General features: G+C 68.9%; 23 protein-coding genes. 17 read left to right on the top strand and 6 right to left on the bottom strand.

Features of this window, described 5'->3' with window-relative positions:
• The first annotated feature begins 279 nt into the window (after positions 1–279).
• The 11 genes from eccA to eccE all read left to right on the top strand — a co-directional run bounded on the left by eccA (position 280) and on the right by eccE (position 14,977).
• Positions 280–2,133, top strand: a complete 1,854-nt coding sequence (gene eccA / locus A5773_RS02560) for a type VII secretion AAA-ATPase EccA (protein ID WP_066947681.1) — start codon at positions 280–282, stop codon at positions 2,131–2,133.
• Complete coding sequence (gene eccB / locus A5773_RS02555; RefSeq protein WP_066947424.1) at positions 2,130–3,728, top strand: type VII secretion protein EccB; 1,599 nt, start codon at positions 2,130–2,132, stop codon at positions 3,726–3,728. Before eccA ends, eccB begins: the two co-directional genes overlap by 4 nt.
• Positions 3,725–7,711, top strand: a complete 3,987-nt coding sequence (eccCa, locus tag A5773_RS02550) for a type VII secretion protein EccCa (RefSeq protein ID WP_067264440.1) — start codon at positions 3,725–3,727, stop codon at positions 7,709–7,711. The genes eccB and eccCa overlap by 4 nt, the downstream gene beginning before the upstream one ends.
• Positions 7,712–7,721: 10 nt before the next feature.
• On the top strand, positions 7,722–8,030 hold the full coding sequence (locus A5773_RS02545) for a PE family protein (RefSeq protein WP_066947430.1): 309 nt from the start codon (positions 7,722–7,724) through the stop codon (positions 8,028–8,030).
• Between the two features lie 2 nt (positions 8,031–8,032).
• Entirely contained in the window at positions 8,033–9,529 is a 1,497-nt protein-coding gene (locus tag A5773_RS02540; protein ID WP_066947434.1) for a PPE family protein, read from the top strand.
• A gap of 63 nt (positions 9,530–9,592) precedes the next feature.
• Positions 9,593–9,886 (top strand): type VII secretion system protein EsxG, encoded by a 294-nt coding sequence (esxG, locus tag A5773_RS02535; RefSeq protein WP_066947442.1) that lies wholly within the window; start codon positions 9,593–9,595, stop codon positions 9,884–9,886.
• Positions 9,887–9,927: 41 nt separating this feature from the next.
• On the top strand, positions 9,928–10,218 hold the full coding sequence (locus A5773_RS02530) for a WXG100 family type VII secretion target (RefSeq protein WP_066947446.1): 291 nt from the start codon (positions 9,928–9,930) through the stop codon (positions 10,216–10,218).
• A 10-nt stretch (positions 10,219–10,228) separates the two neighbouring features.
• Positions 10,229–11,098 (top strand): ESX secretion-associated protein EspG, encoded by an 870-nt coding sequence (locus A5773_RS02525; RefSeq protein WP_066947449.1) that lies wholly within the window; start codon positions 10,229–10,231, stop codon positions 11,096–11,098.
• Positions 11,099–11,178: 80 nt separating this feature from the next.
• Positions 11,179–12,597 (top strand): type VII secretion integral membrane protein EccD, encoded by a 1,419-nt coding sequence (eccD, locus tag A5773_RS02520; RefSeq protein WP_156659217.1) that lies wholly within the window; start codon positions 11,179–11,181, stop codon positions 12,595–12,597.
• On the top strand, positions 12,594–13,988 hold the full coding sequence (gene mycP, locus A5773_RS02515) for a type VII secretion-associated serine protease mycosin (protein ID WP_066947455.1): 1,395 nt from the start codon (positions 12,594–12,596) through the stop codon (positions 13,986–13,988). The genes eccD and mycP overlap by 4 nt, the downstream gene beginning before the upstream one ends.
• Positions 13,985–14,977 carry a type VII secretion protein EccE gene (gene eccE / locus A5773_RS02510; RefSeq protein ID WP_066947458.1) on the top strand — a complete coding sequence of 331 codons (993 nt, stop codon included), beginning with the start codon at positions 13,985–13,987 and terminating at the stop codon, positions 14,975–14,977. Before mycP ends, eccE begins: the two co-directional genes overlap by 4 nt.
• On the opposite strand, the gene A5773_RS02505 is transcribed toward eccE, so the two are convergent.
• Positions 14,967–16,175: a S9 family peptidase gene (locus A5773_RS02505; RefSeq protein WP_066947461.1), complete on the bottom strand. Its 1,209-nt coding sequence runs from the start codon at positions 16,173–16,175 to the stop codon at positions 14,967–14,969. The genes eccE and A5773_RS02505 overlap by 11 nt on opposite strands.
• Before the next feature lie 123 nt (positions 16,176–16,298).
• On the opposite strand from A5773_RS02505, the gene A5773_RS02500 reads away from it, so the two are divergent.
• On the top strand, positions 16,299–17,084 hold the full coding sequence (locus A5773_RS02500; RefSeq protein WP_066947464.1) for a trans-aconitate 2-methyltransferase: 786 nt from the start codon (positions 16,299–16,301) through the stop codon (positions 17,082–17,084).
• Here the strand turns inward: A5773_RS02500 and A5773_RS02495 are convergent.
• Both A5773_RS02495 and bluB read right to left on the bottom strand, forming a co-directional pair.
• Positions 17,081–18,484 (bottom strand): sulfatase, encoded by a 1,404-nt coding sequence (locus tag A5773_RS02495; RefSeq protein WP_066947466.1) that lies wholly within the window; start codon positions 18,482–18,484, stop codon positions 17,081–17,083. The genes A5773_RS02500 and A5773_RS02495 overlap by 4 nt on opposite strands.
• Before the next feature lie 37 nt (positions 18,485–18,521).
• A complete protein-coding gene (gene bluB, locus A5773_RS02490; RefSeq protein WP_066947469.1) occupies positions 18,522–19,196 on the bottom strand; it encodes a 5,6-dimethylbenzimidazole synthase in 675 nt (224 codons plus the stop codon).
• A 73-nt stretch (positions 19,197–19,269) separates the two neighbouring features.
• On the opposite strand from bluB, the gene A5773_RS02485 reads away from it, so the two are divergent.
• Positions 19,270–19,554: a hypothetical protein gene (locus A5773_RS02485; protein ID WP_066947472.1), complete on the top strand. Its 285-nt coding sequence runs from the start codon at positions 19,270–19,272 to the stop codon at positions 19,552–19,554.
• Here the strand turns inward: A5773_RS02485 and A5773_RS02480 are convergent.
• Positions 19,538–20,020, bottom strand: coding sequence for a hypothetical protein (locus tag A5773_RS02480; RefSeq protein WP_066947475.1), 483 nt, complete (start codon positions 20,018–20,020; stop codon positions 19,538–19,540). The two genes, A5773_RS02485 and A5773_RS02480, sit on opposite strands and share 17 nt — an antisense overlap.
• Positions 20,021–20,103: 83 nt before the next feature.
• Between A5773_RS02480 and A5773_RS02475 the strand changes: the two genes are divergently transcribed.
• Both A5773_RS02475 and A5773_RS02470 read left to right on the top strand, forming a co-directional pair.
• Positions 20,104–20,781 (top strand): phosphatase PAP2 family protein, encoded by a 678-nt coding sequence (locus tag A5773_RS02475; RefSeq protein ID WP_066947684.1) that lies wholly within the window; start codon positions 20,104–20,106, stop codon positions 20,779–20,781.
• Positions 20,782–20,840: 59 nt separating this feature from the next.
• Positions 20,841–21,497, top strand: coding sequence for a L,D-transpeptidase (locus A5773_RS02470; protein ID WP_066947478.1), 657 nt, complete (start codon positions 20,841–20,843; stop codon positions 21,495–21,497).
• Positions 21,498–21,503: 6 nt separating this feature from the next.
• Here A5773_RS02470 and A5773_RS02465 read toward each other — a convergent pair whose 3' ends face one another.
• A complete protein-coding gene (locus A5773_RS02465) occupies positions 21,504–21,992 on the bottom strand; it encodes a nuclear transport factor 2 family protein (protein WP_197505452.1) in 489 nt (162 codons plus the stop codon).
• A 107-nt stretch (positions 21,993–22,099) separates the two neighbouring features.
• Positions 22,100–22,741: a TetR/AcrR family transcriptional regulator gene (locus A5773_RS02460; RefSeq protein ID WP_066947484.1), complete on the bottom strand. Its 642-nt coding sequence runs from the start codon at positions 22,739–22,741 to the stop codon at positions 22,100–22,102.
• 38 nt (positions 22,742–22,779) lie between these two features.
• Between A5773_RS02460 and A5773_RS02455 the strand changes: the two genes are divergently transcribed.
• Positions 22,780–24,003: a hypothetical protein gene (locus A5773_RS02455; protein ID WP_066947487.1), complete on the top strand. Its 1,224-nt coding sequence runs from the start codon at positions 22,780–22,782 to the stop codon at positions 24,001–24,003.
• A 157-nt stretch (positions 24,004–24,160) separates the two neighbouring features.
• A partial coding sequence (locus A5773_RS02450) for an Hsp70 family protein (protein WP_156744701.1) occupies positions 24,161–25,678 on the top strand: 1,518 nt, incomplete at its 3' end.

The following is a 25,678-nucleotide window of genomic DNA, read 5'->3' as shown; positions in this document are numbered from 1 at the left end:
GGCGACCGGCGCGGCGGGGGACCCTCGGATTGATAATGAAAATGATTTTCGATAAGCTCGGCCGCTTAGAAGGCGCTGACAACGGCCTGCGAACCTGCTGCGGCCGCAGATAGACCGAAAATGCGGCTGATTTTGCTGGTTAGCATCCTCATTAGCGGTTTTGAACGGGGAGTGGTGTGGTGAGCCGGACGGGCGCTCGCGCCTCGACACTTAGCTTATGCAATGCTAACTTCAGGCGGGTTAGGTTAGGGGAGGCTACACAAATGGAGAGACGTGGCCGTGGAACTCGGTGACACCGGCGTGCTCGCAGCTCAACCCGTCAGTTCTCGAGCGGACGTCAGGGTTGACGGCGACGTCGTCAGCCGCTTCGCCACCTGCTGCCGCGCGCTCGGCATCTCGGTGTACCAACGCCAGCGCCCGGCCGACCTCACCGCCGCGCGGTCCGGCTTCACCGCGCTGACCCGCATCGCCCACGACCAGTGCGACGCCTGGACCGGACTGGCGGCCGCCGGCGATGTGTCCCTCCGGGTGCTGGAGGCGGTGTCGCAGACCGCGACCACGGCCGGCACGTTGCAGCGCAAAGTTGACCTGGCGCCCGGGGCGCTCGGGTTCCGCTACGACACCGGGCTGTATCTGCAGTTCCGCGCCGCCACCCCCGACGACTTCCACCTCGCCTACGCGGCGGCCCTGGGGACGGCCGGCCGGTTCGCCGAGGCCGACCAGATCGTCACCGGCCTGACGGCGCGCCGCCCCAATTGGCGCGAAGCCCGATGGGTCACCGTCGTCATCAACTACCGCGCCGAGCGGTGGTCGGACGTGGTCAAGTTGTTGACGCCCGTCGTCAATGACGCCGACCTCGACGAAGCCTTCTCCCACGCGGCCAAGATCGCCCTGGGCATCGCGTTGGCTCGGCTGGGCATGTTCGCCCCGGCGCTGTCGTACCTCGAGGAGCCCGACGGTCCCGTCGCGGTCGCGGCGGTCGACGGGGCGCTCGCCAAGGCGCTCGTGCTGCGCGCGCACGTCGACGAGGATTCGGCGAGCGAAGTCCTGCAGGACCTGTACGCGGGCCACCCGGAAAACGAACAGATCGAACAGGCCCTGTCCGACACCAGCTTTGGGATCGTGACCACCACCGCGGCCCGGATCGAGGCGCGCACCGACCCTTGGGATCCGGAAACCGAGCCCAGCGCGGAGGACTTCGTCGACCCGGCGGCCCACGAGCGCAAGTCCGTGTTGCTGCACGAGGCCGAACTCCAGCTCGCCGAATTCATCGGCCTGGACGAGGTCAAGAACCAGGTGTCCCGGCTGAAGAGCTCGGTCGCCATGGAACTCGTGCGCAAGCAGCGTGGGCTGGCCGTCGCGCAGCGCGCCCACCACCTCGTCTTCGCCGGGCCGCCCGGCACCGGTAAGACCACCATCGCCCGTGTGGTCGCCAAGATCTATTGCGGCCTTGGGCTTTTGAAGCGAGAAAACATCCGAGAGGTGCACCGTGCCGACCTGATCGGCCAGCACATCGGTGAGACCGAGGCCAAGACCAACGCGATCATCGACAGCGCGCTGGACGGGGTGCTGTTCCTCGACGAGGCCTACGCCCTGGTGGCCACGGGCGCCAAGAACGACTTCGGGCTGGTCGCCATTGATACCCTGCTGGCGCGGATGGAGAACGACCGCGACCGGCTGGTGGTCATCATCGCCGGATACCGGGCCGACCTCGACAAGTTCCTGGACACCAACGAGGGCTTGCGTTCCCGGTTCACCCGCAACATCGACTTCCCTTCCTACGCACCGTCGGAGCTCGTCGAGATCGCGACCAAGATGGCCGAACAGCGCGACAGCCTCTTCGAACAGGCCGCGCTCGACCACATGGAGGCGTTGTTCACCAGGCTGGCCACCGAGTCGACGCCGGACGCCAACGGAATCTCGCGGCGCAACTTGGACATCGCCGGCAACGGTCGATTCGTCCGCAACATCGTCGAACGCTCCGAGGAAGAACGGGAATTCCGGCTCGACCATTCGGATCACGCCGGGACCGGGGAATTCAGTGACGAGGAGCTGATGACGATAACCGACCAAGACGTCGAGAACTCGGTGGAGCCGTTGTTGCGCGGCCTCGGACTGTCGGTGCCCTCATGACGAATCCTGAAGCGGACGAGCGGCGTTCGTTCGCCTCGCGGACCCCGGTCAACGACAATCCCGACAAGGTCGAGTATCGGCGCGGTTTCGTCACCCGCCACCAGGTCACCGGCTGGCGCTTCGTAATGCGGCGTATCGCTTCCGGCATCGCCTTGCACGACACCAGGATGCTTGTTGACCCGCTGCGCACCCAGTCGCGCGCGGTGCTGATGGGCGTGGTCCTGCTTGCCACCGGCTTGGCGGGCTGCTTCGTGTTCTCGCTCATTCGGCCCAACGGGACCGCGGGGACCAACGCGGTGCTCGCCGATCGATCGACCGCCGCTCTGTACGTACGGGTGGGCGACCAGCTGCACCCGGTGCTCAACCTGACGTCGGCCCGCTTGATTGTCGGGAAGCCGGTGAATCCCGCGACGGTCAAAAGCACTGAGCTGGACCGGTTTCCGCGTGGCAACCTGATCGGCATTCCCGGCGCGCCAGAACGCATGGTGCAAAACACCACTCGCGACGCCAACTGGACCGTGTGCGACGGCATCGGCGGCACGTCGCGCGCCGTGCACAGCACGGGTGTCACGGTGATCGCGGGCCGCCCCGACAGCAGCGGCGCGCGGGCGGCCAAACTCGATGCCAGACAGGCGATCCTGGTGGATAGCGGCAACAGCACCTGGCTGCTCTGGGACGGCAGGCGCAGCCAGATCAACCTGGCCGACCACGCGGTCACCAATGCGCTTGGCTTGGGTCTCAACAACTCCGAAGTGCCGGCCCCGCGGCCCATCGCGCTGGGGCTGTTCAACGCGATCCCCGAAGCGCCGCCACTTGCGGCGCCGGGCATTCCGAACGCCGGTGCGCCCGCCGGCTTCAGCGTGCCGGCGCCGATCGGGGCGGTCGTGGTTTCCTATGCGCTGGACCAGAATTCATCGGGTGCGGCGCGCTACTACGCGGTGTTGCCGGACGGCCTGCAGCCCATCTCCCCGGTGCTCGCGGCGATCCTGCGCAACACCAACTCCTACGGCCTGGACCAACCGCCGCGGCTGGGTGCCGACGCGGTCGCCAAGCTGCCGGTGTCGCGGATGCTGGACACCTCGCGCTACCCCGACCAGCAGGTCACCCTGGTCGACGCGGCCAAGGACCCCGTCACCTGCGCCTACTGGAGCAAGCCTGCCGGTGCCGCCACCAGCTCGCTGAGCCTGCTGTCCGGCTCCGCGCCGCCGGTGCCCGAATCGATCCGCACCGTCGACCTGGTCGGCGCCTCCCCGGCAACCGCCACCCGCGTCGCCCTGGCACCGGGCACCGGCTACTTCGCCCAGACCGTCACCGGCGGCGCAGGCGCGCCCGGCACCGGGTCGCTGTTCTGGGTGTCCGACACCGGGGTCCGCTACGGCATCGACAACGAGGCGGAGAATTCGGCCGCCGGACGCGGCAAAACAGTTGAGGCCCTTGGCCTGACGGAGCCGGCGGTGCCCGTCCCGTGGTCGGTGCTGGCACTGTTCGCCAGCGGCCCGGCGCTGTCGCGCGCCGATGCGCTGCTGGCGCACGACGGGCTGGCACCCGACAACAAGCCCGGCCGCGTGGCATCAGCAGAGGGAGCGCCCCGATGAGCCGACTCATCTTCGAAGCCCGCCGCCGGCTGGCGCCCCCGGTTACCCGCAAGGGCACCATCAACATCGAGGCGCCCCCCGAGCTGCCGCGCGTGATCCCGCCGTCGTTCCTGCGCCGGGCGATGCCCTATGTGCTGGTGATCCTGATCGTGGGCATGGTGGTCGCCCTGTTCGCCACCGGGATGCGGCTGATCTCCCCGCAGACGCTGTTCTTCCCGTTCGTGCTGCTGCTCGCGGCCACCGCGATGTACCGCGGCAACGACAACAAGACGCGCACCGAGGAGGTCGACGCCGAACGCGCCGACTACCTGCGCTACCTGTCGGTGGTTCGCGACAACATCCGCACCCAGGCCGCCCAGCAGCGGGCGGCGGCCGAGTGGTCGCACCCCGAGCCGACCGCCCTGGCGAGCGTGCCCGGATCGCGCCGGCAGTGGGAGCGTGACCCGCACGACCCGGACTTCCTGGTGCTACGGGCCGGCCGCCACCAGGTCCCGCTGAGCACCGCGCTGCGGGTGAACGACACCGCGGACGAAATCGACCTGGAGCCGGTGTCGCACAGCGCATTACGCAGTCTGCTCGACACCCACCGCATCGTGCGGGACTTGCCGACCGGAATCGACCTGACGAAGGTCTCGCGGATCACCGTTCTGGGTGAGGCGGAGGACGCGCGGGCGGCGATGCGCGCCTGGATCGCCCAGGCCGTGACGTGGCACGACCCGACGGTGCTGGGGGTGGCACTGGTCGCCCGCGACCTGGAGAGCCCGGATTGGTCCTGGCTGAAATGGCTTCCGCACACCGATGTTCCGGGCGAGCTCGACGGCGTCGGGCCGGCTCGTTTCCTGACGACCAACCCCGACGAGCTCGTCCTGCTGCTGGGTCCCGCGTTCGTCGATCGCCCGGCGTTCACCGGGGAGCCCGCCGACGCGCTGCGGCATCTGCTCATCGTGGTGGACGACCCCGACTTCGACCTGAACACCTCGACGTTGGCGCTGGGCCGCGCGGGCGTCACCGTCGTGCACCGCTCCGCGACACCGCCGCACCGCGAGCAGTATTCGGATCCGGAGAAGCCCATCCTGCGCGTCATCCGCGAGGGCAGCCGAGCGGGGGCCCTGGAGCGCTGGCAGACCGGCGGCTGGCAGCCCTACATCGACGACGCCGACCGGCTCGGCGCCGACGAGGCAGCCCACCTGGCGCGCCAACTGTCGCGCTGGGACTCCAACCCGACCCACACCGGGTTGCGCTCGGCGGCCACCCGCGGCGCGACCTTCACCACGCTGCTGGGCATCCCGGACGCCTCGCGGCTTGACGTGCCCACACTGTGGGCGCCGCGCCGCCGCGAGGACGAGTTGCGCGTACCCATCGGCGTCACCGCGACGGGCGAGCCGCTGTTCTTCGACCTGAAGGACGAAGCCGAGGGCGGGATGGGCCCGCACGGCCTGATGATCGGTATGACGGGCTCCGGAAAGTCCCAGACCTTGATGTCGATCCTGTTGTCGCTGTTGACAACTCATTCGGCGGATCGGCTGATCGTGATCTACGCGGACTTCAAGGGCGAGGCCGGTGCCGACAGCTTCCGCCACTTCCCCCAGGTCGTCGCGGTGATCTCCAACATGGCCGAGAAGAAGTCGCTGGCCGACCGGTTCGCCGACACGCTGCGCGGGGAGGTGGCCCGCCGCGAAACGCTGCTGCGTGAGGCCGGGCGCCGCGTGCAGGGCAGCGCGTTCAACTCGGTGGTGGAATACGAGGACGCGCAAAATTCGGGTGCGCAGGGCGCCGAGGATCTTCCGCCGATCCCGACGCTGTTCGTGGTCGCCGACGAGTTCACCTTGATGCTGGCCGATCACCCGGAATACGCGGAGTTGTTCGATTACGTGGCCCGCAAGGGCCGCTCGTTCCGCATCCACATCCTGTTCGCGTCGCAGACGCTGGACGTGGGCAAGATCAAGGACATCGACAAGAACACCTCCTACCGGATCGGGTTGAAGGTGGCCAGTCCCAGCGTGTCCCGCCAAATCATCGGCGTGGAGGACGCGTACCACATCGAATCGGGCAAGGAGCACAAGGGCGTGGGCTTCCTGGTGCCCGCCCCGGGCGCGGCCCCGATCAAATTCCGCAGCACCTACGTCGACGGCATCTACGATCCGCCGCAGAAGGCCAAATCCTTTGTGGTGCAGGCAACCCCGGAGCCCAAGCTGTTCACGGCCGGTCGGGTCGAGCCGGATCAGGACACGGTGATCTCGGTGGCCGACGACGAGGAATTCACCGGACCGCCGCGCAAGTTGATCGCCACCATCGGCGACCAGTTGGCGCGCTACGGCCCGCGTGCGCCGCAGCTGTGGCTGCCGCCGCTGGACGAGCCGATCCCGCTGACCGCCGTGCTGGCGCGCGCCGGGGTGGCCCAGCGCCAGTGGCAGTGGCCGCTCGGCGAGATCGACAAACCCTTCGAGATGCGCCGCGACCCGCTGATGTTCGACGCCACCTCGTCGGCGGCAAACGTGGTGATCCACGGCGGCCCCAAGTCCGGGAAATCGACTGCCCTGCAGACGTTCATCCTGTCGGCGGCCAGCCTGCACTCGCCACGCGACGTCACGTTCTACTGCCTGGACTACGGCGGCGGCAAGCTGCGGGCGCTGGAAGACCTGGCGCATGTCGGCAGCGTGGCCTCCGCGCTGGAACCCGAGCGCATCCGGCGCACCTTCGGCGAGCTGGAGCAGTTGCTGCTGTCCCGGCAGCGGCGCGAGGTGTTCCGCGACCGGCACGGCGCCGCCCCCGACGACGGGTACGGCGAGGTGTTCCTGGTCATCGACAACCTGTATGCGTTCGGCCGGGACAACACCGACCAGTTCAACACCCGTAATCCCTTGCTGGCCAAGGTGAGCGAGTTGGTCAACGTCGGGCTCGCCTACGGCATCCACGTCGTGATCACCACCCCGAGCTGGCTCGAGGTGCCGCTGGCGATGCGCGACGGTCTCGGGCTGCGCCTCGAGCTCAAGCTGCACGATCCGCGGGACAGCAACGTCCGACTCGTCGGCGCGCTGCGGCGCCCCGCGGAGTCCGTGCCGCACGACCAGCCGGGCCGCGGCTTGACGATGGCCGCCGAGCACTTCCTGTTCGCCGCGCCGGAGCTGGACCAGATCGCCGCGCTCAACGCCCGCCACCCGGGCGTGGCCGCGCCGCCGGTGCGTCTGTTGCCGACCAACCTCGCCCCCGCGGCGGTCGGCGCGCTCTACCGCGGCCCCGAGCAGGTGGTCATCGGCCAGCGCGAGGACGATCTCGCCCCCGTCGTCGTCAACTTCGCCGACGAGCCGCTGCTGATGGTGTTCGGCGACAGCAAGTCGGGCAAGACCACGTTGCTGCGCCACATCATTCGCACCATCCGCGAGAACTCCACCGCCGACCAGGTGGCCTTCACCGTGCTGGACCGGCGGCTGCACCTGGTCGACGAGCCCTTGTTCGCCGACAACGAGTACACCGCCAACATCGACCGGATCATCCCGGCGATGCTGGGGCTGGCCAACATCATCGAGTCGCGGCGCCCTCCGGCGGGGTTGTCGCCCGGTGAGCTGGCCCGCTGGACGTATTCGGGGCACACCCACTACCTGATCATCGACGATGTCGACCAGATACCGGACTCGCCGGCGATGAGCGGCCCCTACATCGGGCAGCGTCCGTGGTCCCCGCTGATCGGAATCCTCTCGCAGGCGGCCGATTTGGGCCTGCGGGTGATCGTAACGGCGCGGGCGACCGGATCCGGGCACGCGCTGATGACCAATCCGCTGCTGCGCCGCTTCAACGACCTGCAGGCGACGACGCTGATGCTGGCGGGCAATCCGCAGGACAGCGGCAAGATCCGGGGTCAGCGATTCGGCCGGTTGCCGGCCGGGCGGGCGATCTTATTGGGCGACAGCGATAGTCCGACGTACGTCCAGTTGGTCAACCCGTTGGTGGGTGAGGCCGCGATGTTTGGTGAAACGCAACAGTAAGGGGAGAGTCATGACGTTGCGAGTGGTTCCCGAGGGCCTGGCCGCGACCAGCGCCGCGGTGGAGGCGCTGACGGCGCGGCTGGCCGCCGCCCATGCGGCGGCCGCTCCGGCCATCACCGCGGTGGTACCGCCGGCGGTGGATCCGGTGTCGCTGCAGACGGCCGTCGGGTTCAGTGCGCAGGGCCAGGAGCACGCCGCTGTCGCCGCCCAGGGCGTGGAAGAGCTCGGCCGCGCCGGCGTGGGCGTCGGCGAGGCCGGCGTCAGCTATCTCGCCGGAGACACCGCGGCCGCCGCGACGTACGGGTCCGCGGGCGCCTGAGAATGACGTCGCCCGTCGCTTTCGTCTGGATGGCCTCGCCCCCCGAGGTGCATTCGACGTTGCTGAGCGCCGGTCCGGGACCGGGGCCGCTGCTGGCGGCCGCGGGCGCGTGGACCGCGTTGAGCACCGAATACGCAACGGCGGCAGCCGAACTCACCGGGGTGCTGGGGGAGACTCAGGCGGGGGCGTGGGAGGGACCCAGCGCAGAGCAGTACGCGGCCGCGCACGCGCCGTATCTGGCGTGGCTGCAGCAGGCCAGTGCCGACAGCGCCGGCGTGGCCGCGCAGCAAGAGATCGCGGCGGCGGCGTATACGGCCGCCTTGGCGGCGATGCCGACGCTGGGGGAGCTGGCCGCCAACCACGCCGTTCACGGGGTGTTGGTGGCGACGAACTTCTTTGGTGTCAATACGATTCCAATCGCGCTCAACGAGGCCGACTATGCGCGGATGTGGGTCCAGGCCGCCACCGTGATGGGCGCTTATCAGGCCACCTCGGGGGCGGCGCTCGCCGCCGCGCCACGCAGCGCCCCCGCGCCGTCGATCGTGCGTCCGGGCGGTGACGCCAACAGTCTCGCGGCCAACGCCTCGCAGAACACGCCCGGGGATTGGTGGCAGAACCTGATCCAGCAGTTGTCCAAGTTCCTGCAGGACTTCTTCCAGAACATTCAGCAGATGCTGCAGAACTTCTTCTCCAACCTGCCGGCGTTTCTGGCCGCCAACGGTCCACTGCTGTTCTTCGTCGCCTACCAGGTGTTCTTCAACGCCGTCGGCTGGCCGACCTGGGGTGCGATCCTGACCGCACCCTTCCTCATGCCGCTGCTACTCGGAATCGGACTGAGTTCCTTGCTCTCCGCGCCCGCCGAAATCGCGCCGGTGGCGGCCGGCGCCGCCGCGCCACCGCTCGTGACGTCGACCAGGCCGGCGTCGTCGCTGCCGGCGGTTGCGCTGGCCCCGACGGTGGCGAGTCCCGCTGGGGCTCCGGCCACCTCGGTGGCCGCGGGCTCCGGTGCGGCTCCCGCACCCGCCGCGGCGCCGGCACCGAGCACTCTCGCTTACCTGGTCGCCTATGGCGGCGACCCGGACCCCGGCATCGGCCCGACGGTGGGCGGTCGCGGTGGTGCTAAGGCGCCGGCGGCGACCATCCCGGCTGCCGGGGCGGCGGCGGCCAGCCGGGCCGCGGCGCGTGCGAGGCGGCGCCGGCGCGCCGCAATGCGCGACCACAGCGACGAATACCTGGATATGGAGTCCGACATCGGCATACCACCGGACTACGGCGACGAGGAGCGACTGGCCGCGACAATGGCATCCGGCGCGGGGGCCGGAACGCTGGGCTTCGCGGGAACCGCGCGCAAGGAAAACGGCTTCCGCGCGGCCGGATTGACCAAGCTCACCGACGGCGAATTCGGCGGCGGCCCAAGGATACCGATGATGCCCGGCACCTGGGACCACGACGCGGACCGAGACCCGGCGCATCCGACGGAGCCGAGGGAAGGGGGCTAACGCAGTCGGCACCATGCTCGTCAGTCAGCGAAACCCCTTGAGAACGAACGGAAAGGAATCAACATGAGTATGTTGGACGCTCATATTCCACAGTTGGTGGCCGCGCAATCGGCATTCAGCGCCAAGGCGGCCCTGATGCGCAGCACCATCAGCCAGGCCGAGCAGGAAGCGATGTCGGCGCAGGCGTTCCACCAGGGCGAGTCTTCGGCCGCGTTCCAGGCCGCGCACGCCCGCTTCGTCGAAGCCGCCGCCCGGGTCAACACCCTGCTGGACATCGCACAGGCCAACCTCGGCGACGCCGCGGGCACCTACGTGGCCGCCGACGCCGCCGCCGCTTCCGGCTACACCGCCTTCTGATCCAGCCGCTTCAAACGCCATCAACCGCGAAAGGACTTGTCATGTCCCAGATCATGTACAACTACCCGGCGATGCTGAGCCACGCCGCCGACATGTCCGGCTACGCCGGCACGCTGCAGGGGCTCGGTTCGGACATCGCCAGCGAGCAGGCAACGCTGTCGAACGCCTGGCAGGGCGACACCGGTATGACCTACCAGGCGTGGCAGGCCCAGTGGAACCAGGCAATGGAGAGCCTGGTGCGCGCCTACCAGGCGATGGCCAGCACCCACGAATCCAACACCATGTCCATGCTCGCCCGGGACCAGGCTGAAGCCGCCAAATGGGGCGGTTAATTCTTGTTTCATGAACACTGAGCCGAACGCCGTCGAGCTGACGGTCGATCACGCGTGGTTCATAGCGGAAACCATTGGGGCGGGTAGCTTCCCGTGGGTGCTCGCGATCACCTCGCCCTATAGCGATGCCGCGCAACGCCACGCGTTCTTCGAGCGTCAGAAGGCCGAGCTGACCCAGTTGGGTCTGGTATCGGAGGGTGGGGTCGTCCACCCGGCGGTGGCCGACTGGATCAGGGTGGTGTGCTTCCCGGAACGATGGCTCGACCTGCGCTACGTGGGCCCCGCCAAGGACACCGGCACCGGGGACCTGCTGCGCGGCATCGTGGCGCAGCGCTCTGCCACCACCGACAGGACGATCGTGGCGCTGCGCAGCGCGCAGCTGATCACGTTCACCGCCATGGACATCGACGACCCGCGTGCGTTGGTTCCGGTCCTCGGCGTCGGCCTCGCGCAGCAACCGCCGGCCCGGTTCGACGAGTTCAGCATGCCGACGCGGGTCGGAGCGCGGGCCGACGAGCGGCTGCGCTCGGGTGCCTCCCTGGCCGAAGTCGTTGACTACCTGGGTATCCCGCCGTCGGCGCGGCGGGTGGTGGAATCGGTGTTCAACGGACCGCGCAGCTACGTCGAAATCGTAGCCGGCTGCCACCGCGACGGGCGGCACGCCACCACCGAAGTGGGGATGAGCATCGTCGACGCGGCCGCGGGACGGGTCCTGGTCAGTCCGTCCCGCGCATTCGACGGCGAGTGGGTGTCGACGTTCGCCCCCGGCACACCCTTCGCGATCGCCGTCGCGCTCGAACAGCTGACCGCGTTACTGCCGGACTCCGAATGGTTCTCCGGCCACCGGTTGGCCAGAGATTTCACTGCACAACACGCATAACCCCTTAAAGAGAAGAGAGCAACGATGTTTCAGGTAAGGCCCCAGCGTGTTTCGAGGGTCCGGTGACGTCCGGCGCCGTGATGCCGATCGTCCGCGTGGCAATCCTCGCGGACAGCCGGCTGACGGAAATGGCGTTGCCCGCCGAGCTGCCGCTGCGGGAAATCCTGCCCGCCGTCCAGCGTTTGGTGGTTCCCACGACATCGAATGGCGATTCCGACGACACCGCCCGAGGGACGGCCGACCTCGGCGCGGCGACCCAACTGAGTCTCGCCCCGATCGGCGGCGCGCCGTTCAGCCTGGACGCCAGCCTGGAAACCGTCGGGGTCGTGGACGGTGACCTGCTGGCGCTGCAGCCCGTGCCCGTCGGGCAGGCGGCTCCCGGCATCGTCGAGGACATCGCCGACGCCGCCATGATCTTCTCGACCTCGCGACTGAAGCCGTGGGGCGCAACGCATATCCAGCGCGGCGCGCTGGCCGCTCTGCTCGCTGTCGCATTGCTGGCCACCGGGCTCTCGGTCACCTACCGCGTCGCCACCGGCGCGCTGGCCGGGCTGGTCGCGGTCAGCGCGGTCGCGGCGGTGACCGCGATCGTCGGCTTGCTGGTCGCGGCGCGCTCGCCGCGCACCGGGGCGGCGTGCACGATCGCCGCGCTGGTGCCGATCGGTGCCGCGCTGGCATTGGCGGTGCCCGGCCGGTTCGGACCGGCGCACATCATGCTTGCGGCGGCCGGCGTCACCGCGTGGTCGCTGATCGCTTTGATGGTGCCCAGCGCGGAGCGGGAGCGCATCGTCGGATTCTTCACCGCGACCGCGGTGGTGGGAGCGGGGGTGCTGCTGGCCGCCGGCGCCGGGATGCTCTGGCACCTGCGGCCGCTCGCCATCGGCTGCGGGCTGATCGTCGCGGCGCTGCTGGTCACCGTCGAGGCGGCTCAACTCTCGGCGCTGTGGGCGCGCTTCCCGCTGCCGGTCATCCCCGCGCCCGGCGACCCCACCCCCTCGGCCCCCTCGTTGCGGGTGCTCGAGGATCTGCCGCGCCGGGTGCGGATCAGCGATGCCCATCAGAACGGATTCATCGCTGCCGCAGTGCTGCTCAGTGTCCTGGGCTCGGTGGCGATCGCACTGCGCCCCGAAGCGCTGAGCGGCGTCGGCTGGTACATCGTGGGCGCCACGGCGGCAACATCCGTCCTGCGCGCCCGGGTATGGGATTCGGCCGCGTGCAAGGCGTGGCTGCTCGCGCAGCCCTACCTGGCCGGGGGCGTTCTGCTGGTGCTCTACACCGCGACCGGGCGCTTCGGGGCCGCCCTTGGTGCGGCGCTGGTGCTCGTCGTGCTGGCCGTGGTCTGGGTAGTGGTGGCGCTCAACCCGCGCATCGCCGAGCCGGAGAGCTATCCGCTTCCGGTGCGCCGGCTGGTGGGCTTCGTCGCGGCCGGGCTCGACGCGTCACTCATCCCCGTGATGGCCTACCTGGTCGGCATCTTCACCTGGATACTCAATCGATGATCCGGTCCGGATCGGCTTGTCTCGCAGCGGCTGTGGCGGCCGTGCTGTGGACGTGTCCGTCGGCGTTGGCCATCGATCAGCCGAAGGTCGATCCGGGCGTCCCGCCGCCGAACGGGGCCCCCGGCCCCGTGCAGCCGATGGAGCAGCGCGGCCCGTGCAGCGTCTCCGGGGTCATCCCCGGCAGCGATCCCGCGGCCGTCACGCCCAGCCAGGCGACGCTGAATCTTTCTGGGGCATGGCAATTCTCGCGTGGTGATGGCCAGCTGGTGGCGGTGCTCGACACCGGCGTACGGCCGGGTCCGCGGCTGCCCAACGTCGATCCGGGTGGTGACTTCGTCGAGACGACCGACGGCCTGACCGACTGCGACGGCCACGGCACCCTCATCGCCGGCCTCATCGCCGGCCAGCCCGGCGACGACGGTTTCGCCGGTGTGGCGCCCGCGGCGCGCGTGGTCTCGATCAGGACGACGTCGGCCAAGTACTCGCCCCGCACCCCCGGCGGCGACCCGCTGATGGCACGGGCGTCCTCGGACGTCGCCACGCTGAGCCGCGCGATCGTGCACGCGGCCGACCTGGGCGCCCGGGTGATCGACATCTCCACGCTCACTTGCCTGCCCGCCGACCGGTCCGTCGACCAGGCCGCCCTCGGCGCGGCGATTCGCTACGCCGCGGTGGACAAGGATGCGGTGATCGTGGCCGCCGCCGGCAACACCGGGCCGACCGGATCGGTCGCCGGCGGCACGTCCTGCGAGTCCAACCCGCTCACCGACCTGAGCCACCCGGACGATCCGCGCAACTGGGCCGGTGTCACCTCGATCTCCATCCCGTCCGTCTGGCAGCCCTACGTGCTGTCCGTGGCCTCCCTGACACCGGACGGCCAGCCGTCGAAGTTCACCATGGCGGGCCCGTGGGTGGGCATCGCGGCGCCGGGCGAACGGATCGTCTCGGTCGGCAACGCCGACGGCGGCGGCCTGGCCAACGGTTTGCCCGATGAGCATCAGCAGCAGGTGGCCTTGAGCGGCACCAGCTATGCGGCCGGTTATGTGGCCGGCGTCGCGGCGCTGGTCCGCAGCAAATACCCCGACCTCAACGCCACACAGATCGTGCATCGCATCACCGCGACCGCGCACAACGGCGCCCGGGCGCCGTCCAACGTCATCGGTACCGGCAGCGTGGACCCGGTGGCGGCCTTGACCTGGCAACTGCCCGTGGGCAATCAGCCTCCTGCCTCGCCGGTCAAGCCGGTCGCCGTCCCGCCCGCACCCGCGCCCAAGGACACCACCCCGCGGACCGTCGCGCTGGCCGGAACCGCCGCACTGGCTGTGCTTGTCGCAGTCGCGGGCGCGGTCGCCACCACCGCCACCCGCCGACGAAAGGACCCCACCCCGTGAGCCTGCAGCGCTGGACACCCACCCCCGGACCCGGCCGGATCACGCTGGCGTTGCTGGCCGTCGTCCCGGCGGTGATGGCGTACCCGTGGCGGTCACTGCGCGATTACTGGCTGCTCGGCATCGCCGCGGCTGTCGTGCTCATGCTGTTCGGCTGCTGGCGCGGTTTGTATTTCACCACGCTGCTGCGCCGCCGGCTGGCGATCATGGGACGCGGCGAGGTGACCGCACCCGAATTCGCTTCTGCGACCGCGACAACCGCGCTGCTTCGGATCGGGGCGCCGGGTGGCGACGCGGCCGACGCGTTGCCGCTGCCCTTGATCGCCCGCTACCTGGACCGCTACGGCATCCGCGCGGACAAGATCCGGATCACCAGTCGCGACAACGCATCCGATGCGTCCAGACGCGAGACGTGGATCGGGCTCACGATATCGGCCACCGACAACCTGGCCGCGCTGCGCGCCCGCTCCGCGCGCATCCCGTTGCATGAGACCGCGCAGGTGACGGCGCGTCGGCTGGCCGACCACCTGCGGGAGTTCGGCTGGGAAGTCAACAGCGTCGCGCCCGACGACGTCCCACGGTTGCTCACCTCCAACCCCCGCGAGAGGTGGTCCGCGGTGCAGCGCGGCGCATCGGATTACCTTGCGGCATACCAGGTTCAGGTCAACGGTGAGCTGGCCGAGACCCTGGAGTCGATTCGGGCTTATCCGGCGCGGGAGACGTGCATGGCGCTGGAGATCGCCGGCGACGGGACCCACAACACCGTCGCGGCCGCGTGTGCCTTCCTGACCGACACGCCACCGGAGCGGACGGTTCCGCTGCCCGGGCTGATCCCGCAGCACGGCAACCACCGGCCCGCGCTCGAGGCGCTGGATCTGTTGTCCACGCGGCGGCTCGACGGGCACACCGCCGCCCCGGCGGCCCTGCTGGCGGAGCTGGACTGGCCGACCCTGGCGGGCGAGGAGCCGGCCACCGAAGCCGCTAGAACATGACGGTCTGCAGGAACGCGGTCATCCGGCGCAGATAGTCCAGCTGGCTGACGTGCAGCACGTGGCTGCCCGGAAACCAGTGCAGCGCACAACGATCCCAATGCTCCCACAGCTTGACGGCATGGTCCGGCGGCGCCATCCGGTCGCCGAGCCCGGTGATGATCATCCGCCTGTCCTTGTCCAGCAGCGGCCGATAGGTCAGCGGGCAGTGGTAGGACAACCCGTCCCATAATTCCGCGCGGCTGATGTGCGACAACCGCAGCCCCAGCCGCACGAGTCTGTTGGCCGGAAACCATTCGTCGAACAGAGTCGCCGGGGTGACGACGGGACAGTTCGGGATGACGGCCTCGAGCCGGTCGTCGACCGAGGCCACCAGCGCCGAGGTGTAACCACCCAGCGATATGCCGGTCAGCGCGATCCGGTCGACCCCGGTGCCGCGCAGGTAATCGATGACGGACCGGAAGTCGTGCACCGCCTGGGCCATCGCCTCCGCGAAACCGCTGAGGCCGCCGGCGAAATAGCCGAAACCGCTGAACGGCGATAGCCTTTCGGCGCGCTTGCCGTGAAACGGCAGGGTAAACATCAGGACGTCGTAACCGGACCGGTAATACCACGGCAGCGCGAAGAACCGCCCGTTGGCCAGGTACGACGACCCCATGAAACCGTGGATGACACACAGCGTGGGACGCGGCCCGTCGTCGTGGCGCCAGTGCTGCGCGCGCACGGTGTTGTTGGACTTCCACGCCCCCCATTGCTCGCGCATCGCGGGGTTGATGGCCGTGAAACTGCTTTCGAATTCGATGTTTTCCACCGTGCCGCCGGCGACCCACTCGGTCAGCGGGCTGGCCGGCCGTGACGTGACCCGCGGCGGTTTCCTCGGCGCGGGAAACGACTTCACCGGGTCGCGCTGCGCGCCCAGCTCGGCGTAGAAGTTCAGGTTGGCGCGCTCGGCGCCGGCATCGGGGTGCCGCAGGGAGGCGGCGAGTACGGCCGGGGCCACCGTCGCGGTAAGCAGCGACGACACCCAGGTGCGCAGGGCGAGGTCGCCGATGGCGGAGCCCTCGACTACCATGCGCTGGCGGGGGGACAACGCGGAATTCGGGGGCAATCCGCCGACGTCGAGCGGTACGTCAGCACCCTTGAATGCACCGGGAATGTCCGGAACGGGAATGGGCGGATCAATCGAAGTGTCGGGCGCCACGAAAGCCGATGCTAACCGGCGGGCGCCGCTCCCGGGGCCAGTTGGGCGGCGCCGGGGCGCCATGCGGTAATACGGTTGGTCTACTGCCGGCTTGGCGACGGCGCGTTGATCAGGAGGACCGACATGTGGGATCCAGATGTCTACCTGGCCTTTGCGGACCATCGCAGCCGGCCCTTCTACGACCTGCTGTCACGGGTGGGGGCCGAGCGGGCCCGGCGGGTCGTCGATCTCGGTTGCGGGCCCGGCCACCTGACCAAGTACCTGTCGCGGCGCTGGCCGGAGGCGGTGATCGAGGCGATGGATACCTCGCCGGAGATGGTCGCCGCGGCAAAGGAACGCGGCATCGACGCCGTCGTCGGCGACCTGCGGGACTGGAAGCCCAAGCCCGATACCGACGTCGTGGTCAGCAACGCCGCGCTGCATTGGGTGCCCGAGCATGCCGATCTGCTGGTCCGCTGGGTGGACGAGCTGCCCGCCGGTTCGTGGATCGCCGTCCAGATTCCGGGCAACTTCGAGACCCCGTCACACGCCACGGTGCGGACCCTGGCCCGGCGTGAGCCCTACGCAAAAGTGATGCGTGACATACCGTTTCGTGTCGGTGCCGTGGTACAGCCGCCGATTCAGTACGCCAATCTGCTGCTGGACGCCGGATGCAAGGTCGACGTCTGGGAGACCACCTACCTGCACCAGTTGTCCGGTGACAATCCGGTGCTGGAATGGATCACCGGGACGGCGCTGGTTCCGGTGCGCGAGCGGCTGAGCGCCGAAGACTGGGAGCGGTTCCGCGAGGAACTCATCCCGCTGCTCGACGACGCCTACCCGCCCCGGGCCGACGGCACGACGATCTTCCCGTTCCGGCGGGTGTTCATGGTCGCCGAGGTCGGCGGCTCGCGGCGCTCCGCCGGCTAACCGCTCGCTTCCTTCTCGATGCCGCGTTCGGCGGCGATCGCCGACCGGGAGGTCGGCTTCATCCGATGAATCTGCAGGTACGTCTCGGTGTAACGTGCGGAGATGCGGGTGCCGGCGAACTCCGACGGGATGACGTCACCCGTGCGCTGGCGCCAATCATGAAGCTGGACAGCCAAATCCGCCGCGATCTCGTCCGCACCCGCGACGTCACCGGCCAGCAGGTTGGTGGTCTCGCTGGGGTCGGTGCGCAGGTCGTAGAGCTCGCGCTCGGGGCGCGGGCCGGTGACCAACGGCGCCACGGCCATCCCGGACGGGCTCTCCTCGATATCCAACGGCAGGTCGAGCAGCGGCCGGGGCACGTAGTTCTCGATGTAGCTGTATTCCTTGGTGCGAATCGCGCGGATGGGATCGAACGAGTCGTGATAGGTCTTCGTCGTGTACACGCGGTCTCGGACCGGCACGGCGTGCGGGTCCGGGGCGACCAGGGCGCGCGCGTGCGACACCCCGTCGACATCGTCGGGAACGTCGAGACCCAGCAGGCCCAGCAGCGTCGGCAGCAGGTCCACGCCGGAAAACAGTTCGTCGTAGACGCGTGGGGTGATGGCCTGGCTGGTGGGGGGCCGGATGATCATGCCGATGCCGGTTCCCGCGTCGTACAGCGTGGATTTCGCGCGGGGGAACGCCGGGCCGTGATCGGTGAAGAACACCACCCAGGTGGTGGCGTCCAACCCGGTTTCGGCCAGCGTGTCCAGCAGCCGGCCGACCGCGGCGTCGGCCGTCGCGATCGCCCCATAGAAACTGGCGAGGTCGCCCCGCACCTCGGGGATGTCGGGTAGGAAGTCGGGCGGGTCGACCTCCGCAGTGTCCGCCGGCTCGTAGCGGTCCCGCGGATACGGCCGGTGCGTCTCGAAGAAGCCGGCGGTCAACAGGAACGGCTGGCCCCCGAGATCTTCGGTGCCCTCGCGCAGCCATTCGCCCGCCTTGTCCACCACGTACTCGCAGTATGAGTTGGACACGTCGAACTCGTCGAAGCCCAGCCGCTGCGGGTAGGACGTCTCGTGCTGCATGCCGAAAAGCGCCGAGTACCAACCCGCATCGGTCAATATCTGGGGCAGCGTCCGCACGCCGTTGCGGTATTCCCAGCCGTGGTGCGCCAGCCCGATCAGGCCGTTGGTCTGCGGGTAGCGGCCGGTGAACAGCGATCCGCGCGACGGCGAGCACAGCGGCGCCGTGGCGTGCGCCCGGGTGAACAGGATGCCCTCGGCGGCAAGGCGGTCCAGCCGGGGGCTGGAGACGTCCGGGTGGCCGTAGACGCCCAGATAGCGCCCCAGATCGTGCCAGTGCACGATCAGCACGTTGTCCTGTCGGTCGGCTGCTTCGCCCGGCGCCAATTGCGTCACCTCTCCGATTTGCCCGCGACCGGCGACGATACCGCAGCTACTCGGGGGGACCCTGGGCGCGCCGACTCCAGCGGTTCTCGCAGACGAACTCCGAGAGCGGACGGGCGACGGCCCAGCCGTCCAGTTCCAACGCGGGCCGATCGGGGAATTGGGGCACCGGCCCCAGGCACAGAATGGCCACCGGCTCCGCCCCGGCGGGCATCTCGAGCATGGCCGCCAATCGGTGCGGATCGAACAGCGAAACCCAGCCCATGCCAAGGCCTTCGGCGCGCGCTGCCAGCCACAGATTCTGGATCGCGCACGACACCGACGCGAGGTCCATCTGCGGTAGCGTCCGCCGGCCGAATACATGCCGCTCCCGGTCGTCGCCCAGCGCCACCACCAGAAGCTCGGCGCATTCCAGGATGCCTTCGACTTTCAGCGCCAAAAACTCCTCGCCCCGCTCGCCCAGGGCCGCGGCGGTGAGCGGGCGCTCGTCGTCGACGAGCGCGTGGATGCGCCGCCGCAGCCCGTCATCGGTGATGCGGATGAAACGCCACGGCTGCATCAGGCCGACGCTGGGCGCCGCGTGGGCCGCCTGCAGCAGGCGGGCCAGCACGTCCTCGGCCACCACGCCCGGTGAGAACCGGCGCATGTCCCGTCGTTCGGAGATCGCCCGATAGACGGCGCGGCGCTCCTGCGGGCTGAAGCCCTCCTCGCTCACGGGAGTCATCGTAGGAAATCCGCGTTAGCGTGAACCCTGTCCGCAGCACGGACCCGGCGAACATCCGAGAAAGGAGTGTGCCGTGAAGCCCTTGGACGCACTCGACCAGCTGCCCAGCGACCCCGCCGCCGGCCGCGTGTACGGCGAGCCCTATCAGACACCGGACGGCACCACCGTGATCCCCGTCGTCAAACCCCGCGGCGTCTTCGTCATCCGCAACGGCGAGGCGTCCTGGACGCCCGCCGTGGACGGGAATCGAATCGCGCTGATCGGAGTGATGACCGGCCTGCTGGCGGCGGTGATCGCCAGCCTCGCGGTTCTGCGGCAACCGCCCTGGCCGCGGATGACCGTCACGGACTATAGGTAACGCCGACCGCGCGAAAGACGTAGTCGGGCGGCATGTCGAAGGCCAGCGATCGCCGCGGCAGGCCGCTGAGCACGTCGGCCGGAATGGCGACCTTGTAGTGCAGCGACAGTTCGCCGCTGAACTTCGGGTCGACCCGATTGACGTCGACGTCGACCCGCAAACCGGTCGACGATATTTCGACCTGCGCCGATCCGTTGTGCTCCGCGTCCCAGCGGACGTCGACGGTCGGACCGGCCAGCCTGGGCAACATGGACAACGTGGCGAGCACCCGCTCGGAGCTGAACACCAGCGAACCCGTGTAGCTGGCGACGCTGTGCGGCAATCGCACGCCGGGGATGGCGCCGCGGAATCGCCGGGTCACCGGGACGTAGTCGGCAAGGTGGATAAGGCCTTCCGCCTCGACCTGCGCGTACACGTCGTCGGGCAGCTTGCCGATGCCGAACAACCTACGGACAAATACGGCCATGACGCCAGTATGGACCGGCGCCGGCGACCGCGTGGTCAGGCCGCCCGCCGCTGTGCGCGGTGCAGCTGGTATCCGTGGGGGTCATGACCCGATCGCGGATCACTACGGCCGCCTGCATCGCCGTGACCGCTGTGGCGGTGTACGCGCTTATGTGGGTGGGTTACTCGCAGCACTGGCACTGGCAGCAGCGCATGGACTGGTCACTGCTGGACGCCGCGCGCGACAGCGCGGTCAAACACCCGTTCTGGGTGCGGTTCTGGGCGGATGTTTCCTTTGCGCTGGGTCCGGTCCCGTTGCGGGTGCTGGGCACGCTGGCGGCGGTGGCCGCCCTGATCATGCGCCGGGTGCGCGCGGGCTTGCTGCTGTTGGCGTGTGCGCCGCTGAGCGGGTTCGTCACGGTGGCGGCCAAGACGCTGGTGGACCGGCCACGGCCGTCGACCATGCTGGTGGCCGCGGCTGAGACGTCGTTTCCGTCCGGGCACGCGCTGGAGGCGACGGCCGCGCTGCTCGCGGCGCTGTCCCTGGCGTTGCCGGCGATGAACCGGGCGGTGCGCCGCGGTGCGATCGCGCTGGTCGCGCTGAGCGTGCTGGCGGTGGGGGTCTCGCGGGTGGCACTGAACGTGCACTACCCGTCCGATGTGTTGGCGGGCTGGTCGCTGGGCTACCTGTATTTCCTGATGTGTTTCACGGTAATTCGGCCGCCGAGCCGGGCTTCCTTCCGAAAGCCGTGCGACGCGGGGGATTTGGTCACGGCGCGGTGACCTAACCGGGTCTAAAGCTTTACTTGACCCCGCGCCGTTGGGGTTTGACGATAAAGGTCATGCGCCGACTGCTCGCTTCGCTGGCCGCTTCGGCGTGCGCAGTTTTCGTGTCGCTCGCGCTGGCGCCGATCGGTGCCGCGGCGGGTGCCCCCTGGTTCGCGAACGCGGTCGGCAATGCCACGCAGGTGGTTTCGGTGATGAGCACCGGCGGGTCGAACGCGACGATGGACATCTATCAGCGCTCCGCCGCCGGGTGGCAGGCGCTGCGGACGGGGATCCCCACCCATGTCGGTTCGGACGGTATGGCGCCCCAGGCCAAGAGCGGGGTGCCGGCCACTCCGATGGGCGTGTACACCCTGGACTCCGCGTTCGGCACCGCGCCGAATCCCGGTACCGGACTGCCGTATACCCAGGTCGGCGCCAACCACTGGTGGAGCGGCGACGACCACAGCCCCACCTTCAACTCCATGCAGGTGTGCCAGAAGGCGCAGTGCCCGTTCAACACCGCCGAAAGCGAGAATCTGCAAATCCCGCAGTACAAGCACGCGGTCGTGATGGGAGTCAACAAGAACAAGACCCCGGGCGGCGGCTCGGCGTTCTTCTTCCACACCACCGACGGGAAACCCACCGAGGGATGCGTCGCCGTCGACGACGCTCAGCTGGTGTCGATCATGAAATGGCTGCGGCCCGGAGCGGTGATCGCAATCACCAAGTAGCGCGCGTCAGGCGTCGGTGGCCAGCGCGCGACCGGGCTTGAGCGTGAAGTTCATGCCCTCCAACGACATCGTGGCGTCGTAGGTTCGGTCGTAGCCGGTGCCGCTGATCTTCCAGCCGGCGTCGGTGCGTCGGTAGGTGTCGCGGTAGAAGGCCGCACCGATCAGCATGAAGTTCAAGTCGGCGACGATCACCCGGTCCTGCAGATACCAACTGCCCGTTGCCGTATCGCCGTCGACGATGATGTCCGGATGGGTCACCCGGTGCTCGGTGATGACGTTGGCGGGCAGCGACGTACGCATGTACTCGACCAGGTCGTCGCGGTTGGTGAAGTGCAACTCGTTGCCGATCGACGGCCCGTAGTCGGCCTTGATGTCCGCGGCCAGCGTGTCGGCGAAGTCGTCCCAGTGCTTGGTGTCCAGCGCGCGCAGATACCGGTATTTGACGTGCTTGATGGCTTCGATATCGGCCAGTTCGTCGAGGGTGAGGGTGCTCATCCGGTCATTGCAGCACACGGTGATGAGCCGCTTGCGCTCGCATCGAAGAGCTGGCGTCGCCGAGACTTGAGCCACGGTCACATCGCGCGGCGGGTCTTGTGCGTGGTTTACGTGTCGCGGTGGCCCCGACCGTCGGAGAGGTAGCGGGTGACCATGTCGATCAGGGCGCGCCGTTCCAGGCTCCAGTCGATGGCGGTCCCGGTGACCATCTGCGCCAGCACCACGCCTCGCAGCGTGGCCCAGATGACTTCGGCCACACCGGCGTTCGCGGGATCGTCGGTGATCAGCCGCCCGAGCTGCCCGATGGCCGCATTCATTTCCAGCAGATGGCGCCGCGGGGACTCGCCCGGCCCGCCGCGGGTCGCCCGCAGGATTTCGAACGCCGCCGTCGACGTCGGGCTGCTGTAGCAGCTCCACGCGGTGTCGACGACCACCTCGATGCGCTTGCGCAGCGGCAACTCGCTGACATCGGCCGCCGACAGGCTCTCGATCAGCCGGTCCACCCCGTCGTCCACGACGGCCATCAACAGGCCATTGCGATCGCCGAAGTGATACTGGATGACGCCCCACGTCACGCCCGCGCGTTCGGCGACGTGCTTGGCGGTCGCGGCGGCGAACCCCTCCTCCGTGATGCAGCGGACCGTCTCGTCGATGATCTTCGCGCGCGTGTCGTCGCCGCGCTTGCGCGGCGCCGTGGTGCGCCGGGTGGGGCCCACCGAACCCCCGGCCTGACCTGCAGCAATCGACATTGTTGACTTTATAACATAGCCAAGTCTATTTTTGGGCCGTGAGCCGATCCCGTTATGCGCGGTTGACCCGCGAGCAGTTGGCCGTCCTGGTTCCCGAACTGCTCTTGATCGGGCAACTGATCGACCGCTCGGGCATGGCCTGGTGCATCAGCGCGTTCGGTCGCGACGAGATGGTGCAGATCGCCATCGAGGAGTGGGCGGGCGCCAGTCCCATCTACACCCGGCGCATGCAGCGGGCACTCAACTTCGAGGGCAACGACGTGCCGACCATTTTCAAGGGGTTGCAGCTCGACATCGGCGCGCCACCGCAATTCATGGACTTCCGCTACACCGTGCACGACCGCTGGCACGGCGAATTCCAGCTCGACCACTGCGGCGCGCTGCTCGACGTGGAGCCGATGGGTGAGAAGTACGTGTTCGGCATGTGTCACACCATCGAGGACCCGACCTTCGACGCCACCGCGGTGGCGACCAACGCCCGCGCCCAGGTGCGCCCCATCCACCGGCCGCCGCGGACACCGAAGGACCGCCAGCCGCACTGCGCGTGGACCGTCATCATCGACGAGTCCCACCCCGAGGCCAAGAGCATTCCCGCGCTGGACGTCGTGTACCAAACCCGAGCCGCCACATGGGAACTCGACCCGATCGACCGCTCCGACGAAGGCAAGGCGGATTACTCCGGCCCGTTGCTGTCGGACTTCGACTTCACCGGCTTCTCGCATTCGGCGCTGGTCCGGATGGCCGACGAGGTTTGTCTGCAGATGCACCTGCTCTACCTGTCGTTCGCCATCGCGGTCCGGGCCCGCGCCGCCGACGACGCCCAGGCCGTGTCGGTGTGCACGCAAGGCCTGACCGGCATAGCGGGCGTGGCCGCCGAGCGCATTCACCGCGCGCTGGGGCTGCCCGGCGGCATCGAAGGCGTGTTGCAGGTGCTCGAACTGCACCCCCTGCTGAACCCCGCCGGCTACGTCTGCGCGGAAACGGCCAACCGGCTCGTGGTGCACCGCTCGCCGGCCCACGACGACGCCGCATGGATCGCGCTGTGCTCACCCGAATCGGTGCAACCCCTGCAGGCGATCGCCACCGCCGTCGACCCGCACATCGAGGCCCGGGTCAGCGGCACGAACACCGAGTGGACCGCGGAACTGGTCGAAACCGACACCGCGGCCGCCGAACTGCCCGAGGTGTCGGTAACAAAGGTGAGCGGCGGAGCGACATTCCAGTTTGAGCCGAGACGATCACTGCCGCTGACCGTGGTGTGAGCAACCGCGTCAATTTGTCAAGGGGTCAGCGGTACCACTTCGGTGACGAGGTGGCATCGACCGGATACCGATGATGTTGCAGGCCATCGGTTTTGGGCGTGTCCGCGACTATGGTTAACGCTGGCCACCGACCCCTATAGACGAAAGTTTTCGCTCTATGTACGACCCACTTGGGTTGTCGATCGGGACCACGAACCTGGTCGCTGCGCGCAACGAAAGTCCACCGGTTATCCGGCGTTCGGTGCTGGCGCTTTACCCGCACTGCGCGCCGGAAGTCGGTTTGCCCGAAGAGAATTCGTATCTCGCCGAGCCCGGCGTGATGATGAAGGGCTTCGTCGAGCGCATCGGTGAATCGGTGGCGCTGGTGTCCGCTGACGGGTCCGCGCACGACCCGGAACTGCTGACGGTGGAGGCCCTGGACGCGATGGTGCGCGCCGCCGGCGCGGACGCGTCGTGCTCGGAGATCTCCATTGCCGTGCCCGCGTACTGGAAACCCGTTACCGTGCAGGCGTTGCGCGACGGTCTACGGACGCATCTGGGATTCGTCCGCAGCGGCATGGCGCCCCGGCTCGTCTCGGATGCGATCGCGTCGCTGACCGCCGTGAAGTCCGAGCTCGGCCTCCCCGACGAAGGTGTGGTGGGGCTGCTGGACTTCGGTGGCGGCGGTACGTCGGCGACGCTGGTGAACGTAGCGGGTGATTTCGAACTCGTCACCGCGACAATGCGTTACGCGGCTCTGTCCGGCAACGAAATCGATCAGGAGCTGCTGCTGCGGGTCTTCGAGGAGCTGGGTCGCGGCAGCGGGATCGACCCGGGCAGTACGGCCGCCGTCGGGCAACTCGGCGACCTCAGGGAACAGTGCCGGCTGGCCAAGGAGCGGCTGTCCACCGACGTGGTCACCGAAATCGCTGCCCAGCTCGGCGAACGCAGCTGCAGCTTCACGCTCAAGCGCGACGATCTCGAAGATCTGATGGCGGATCGGTTGACCGGCTTCATCTACGCCTTCGACGACATGCTGGTGCGCTACCGCAAGAATTGGGGGGACCTGGCTGCGGTGGTGACGGTGGGCGGGGGCGCACACATTCCGCTTGTCGCTGAACGGCTTTCGGTGCACGGACGCATCCCGGTCCTGACGCCGTCGCAGCCCGCACTCGCGGCGGCCTGCGGCGCGCTGCTGCTGGCGTCCCGCGGTGACGAGCTGAGCCTGCGCACGCGGACGTCGATCGGCCTGCTGGCGTCCGCCAACGCCACCAATGAGGTCGTCGACCTCGGTGCCGGCGACGTGCTGGTGATCGACGACGAGGCGTTGACGGATCGCGAATTGGCGTGGTCGCAGACCGAATACCCCGGCGACGTGCGGTTGCGGTTCGGCGGCGAAACCTACGACGAAGACGGCCCGTCCGGTTGGTCGATGCGCCTGAACGTGATCGACCCGCCCCCGGACCGGCCGTGGCGCCGCCTTCGGTTGTCGCAGTTGATCATCGGCATGTCCGCCCTGGTGGCGATGACGGCGATCGGCGGCGTGGCCTACACGCTGACCGGCCTGGAAAACCGCCAGGCCCCGCCCGCGCCCAGCGTCGCACCGCTGCCGACGCCCCCGGCCAGCCACCTGGTCCCGCGCCCCCTGAGCCACGTCGAGGCGGGGGAGACCAACGGCACCGGGCAGTCCGGTGCC

Source organism: Mycobacterium sp. 852014-52450_SCH5900713, assembly GCF_001667075.1.
Taxonomy (GTDB): domain Bacteria; phylum Actinomycetota; class Actinomycetes; order Mycobacteriales; family Mycobacteriaceae; genus Mycobacterium.
Note: the sequence above shows the minus strand (reverse complement) of the source record. Positions and strands in the feature narration are given on the sequence as shown.

What these genes read in the sequence shown, in the direction of transcription:
- bluB (WP_066947469.1), bottom strand. Translation starts at nt 19,196, where the DNA reads ATGACTCCCGTGAGCGAGGAGGGCTTCAGCCCGCAGGAGCGCCGCGCC.
- esxG (WP_066947442.1), top strand. Translation starts at nt 9,593, where the DNA reads ATGAGTATGTTGGACGCTCATATTCCACAGTTGGTGGCCGCGCAATCG.
- eccB (WP_066947424.1), top strand. Translation starts at nt 2,130, where the DNA reads ATGACGAATCCTGAAGCGGACGAGCGGCGTTCGTTCGCCTCGCGGACC.
- A5773_RS02470 (WP_066947478.1), top strand. Translation starts at nt 20,841, where the DNA reads ATGCGCCGACTGCTCGCTTCGCTGGCCGCTTCGGCGTGCGCAGTTTTC.
- eccD (WP_156659217.1), top strand. Translation starts at nt 11,179, where the DNA reads ATGCCGATCGTCCGCGTGGCAATCCTCGCGGACAGCCGGCTGACGGAA.
- A5773_RS02465 (WP_197505452.1), bottom strand. Translation starts at nt 21,992, where the DNA reads ATGAGCACCCTCACCCTCGACGAACTGGCCGATATCGAAGCCATCAAG.
- A5773_RS02475 (WP_066947684.1), top strand. Translation starts at nt 20,104, where the DNA reads ATGACCCGATCGCGGATCACTACGGCCGCCTGCATCGCCGTGACCGCT.
- A5773_RS02500 (WP_066947464.1), top strand. Translation starts at nt 16,299, where the DNA reads ATGTGGGATCCAGATGTCTACCTGGCCTTTGCGGACCATCGCAGCCGG.
- eccCa (WP_067264440.1), top strand. Translation starts at nt 3,725, where the DNA reads ATGAGCCGACTCATCTTCGAAGCCCGCCGCCGGCTGGCGCCCCCGGTT.
- A5773_RS02540 (WP_066947434.1), top strand. Translation starts at nt 8,033, where the DNA reads ATGACGTCGCCCGTCGCTTTCGTCTGGATGGCCTCGCCCCCCGAGGTG.
- mycP (WP_066947455.1), top strand. Translation starts at nt 12,594, where the DNA reads ATGATCCGGTCCGGATCGGCTTGTCTCGCAGCGGCTGTGGCGGCCGTG.
- A5773_RS02460 (WP_066947484.1), bottom strand. Translation starts at nt 22,741, where the DNA reads ATGTCGATTGCTGCAGGTCAGGCCGGGGGTTCGGTGGGCCCCACCCGG.
- A5773_RS02525 (WP_066947449.1), top strand. Translation starts at nt 10,229, where the DNA reads ATGAACACTGAGCCGAACGCCGTCGAGCTGACGGTCGATCACGCGTGG.
- A5773_RS02545 (WP_066947430.1), top strand. Translation starts at nt 7,722, where the DNA reads ATGACGTTGCGAGTGGTTCCCGAGGGCCTGGCCGCGACCAGCGCCGCG.
- A5773_RS02530 (WP_066947446.1), top strand. Translation starts at nt 9,928, where the DNA reads ATGTCCCAGATCATGTACAACTACCCGGCGATGCTGAGCCACGCCGCC.
- A5773_RS02480 (WP_066947475.1), bottom strand. Translation starts at nt 20,020, where the DNA reads ATGGCCGTATTTGTCCGTAGGTTGTTCGGCATCGGCAAGCTGCCCGAC.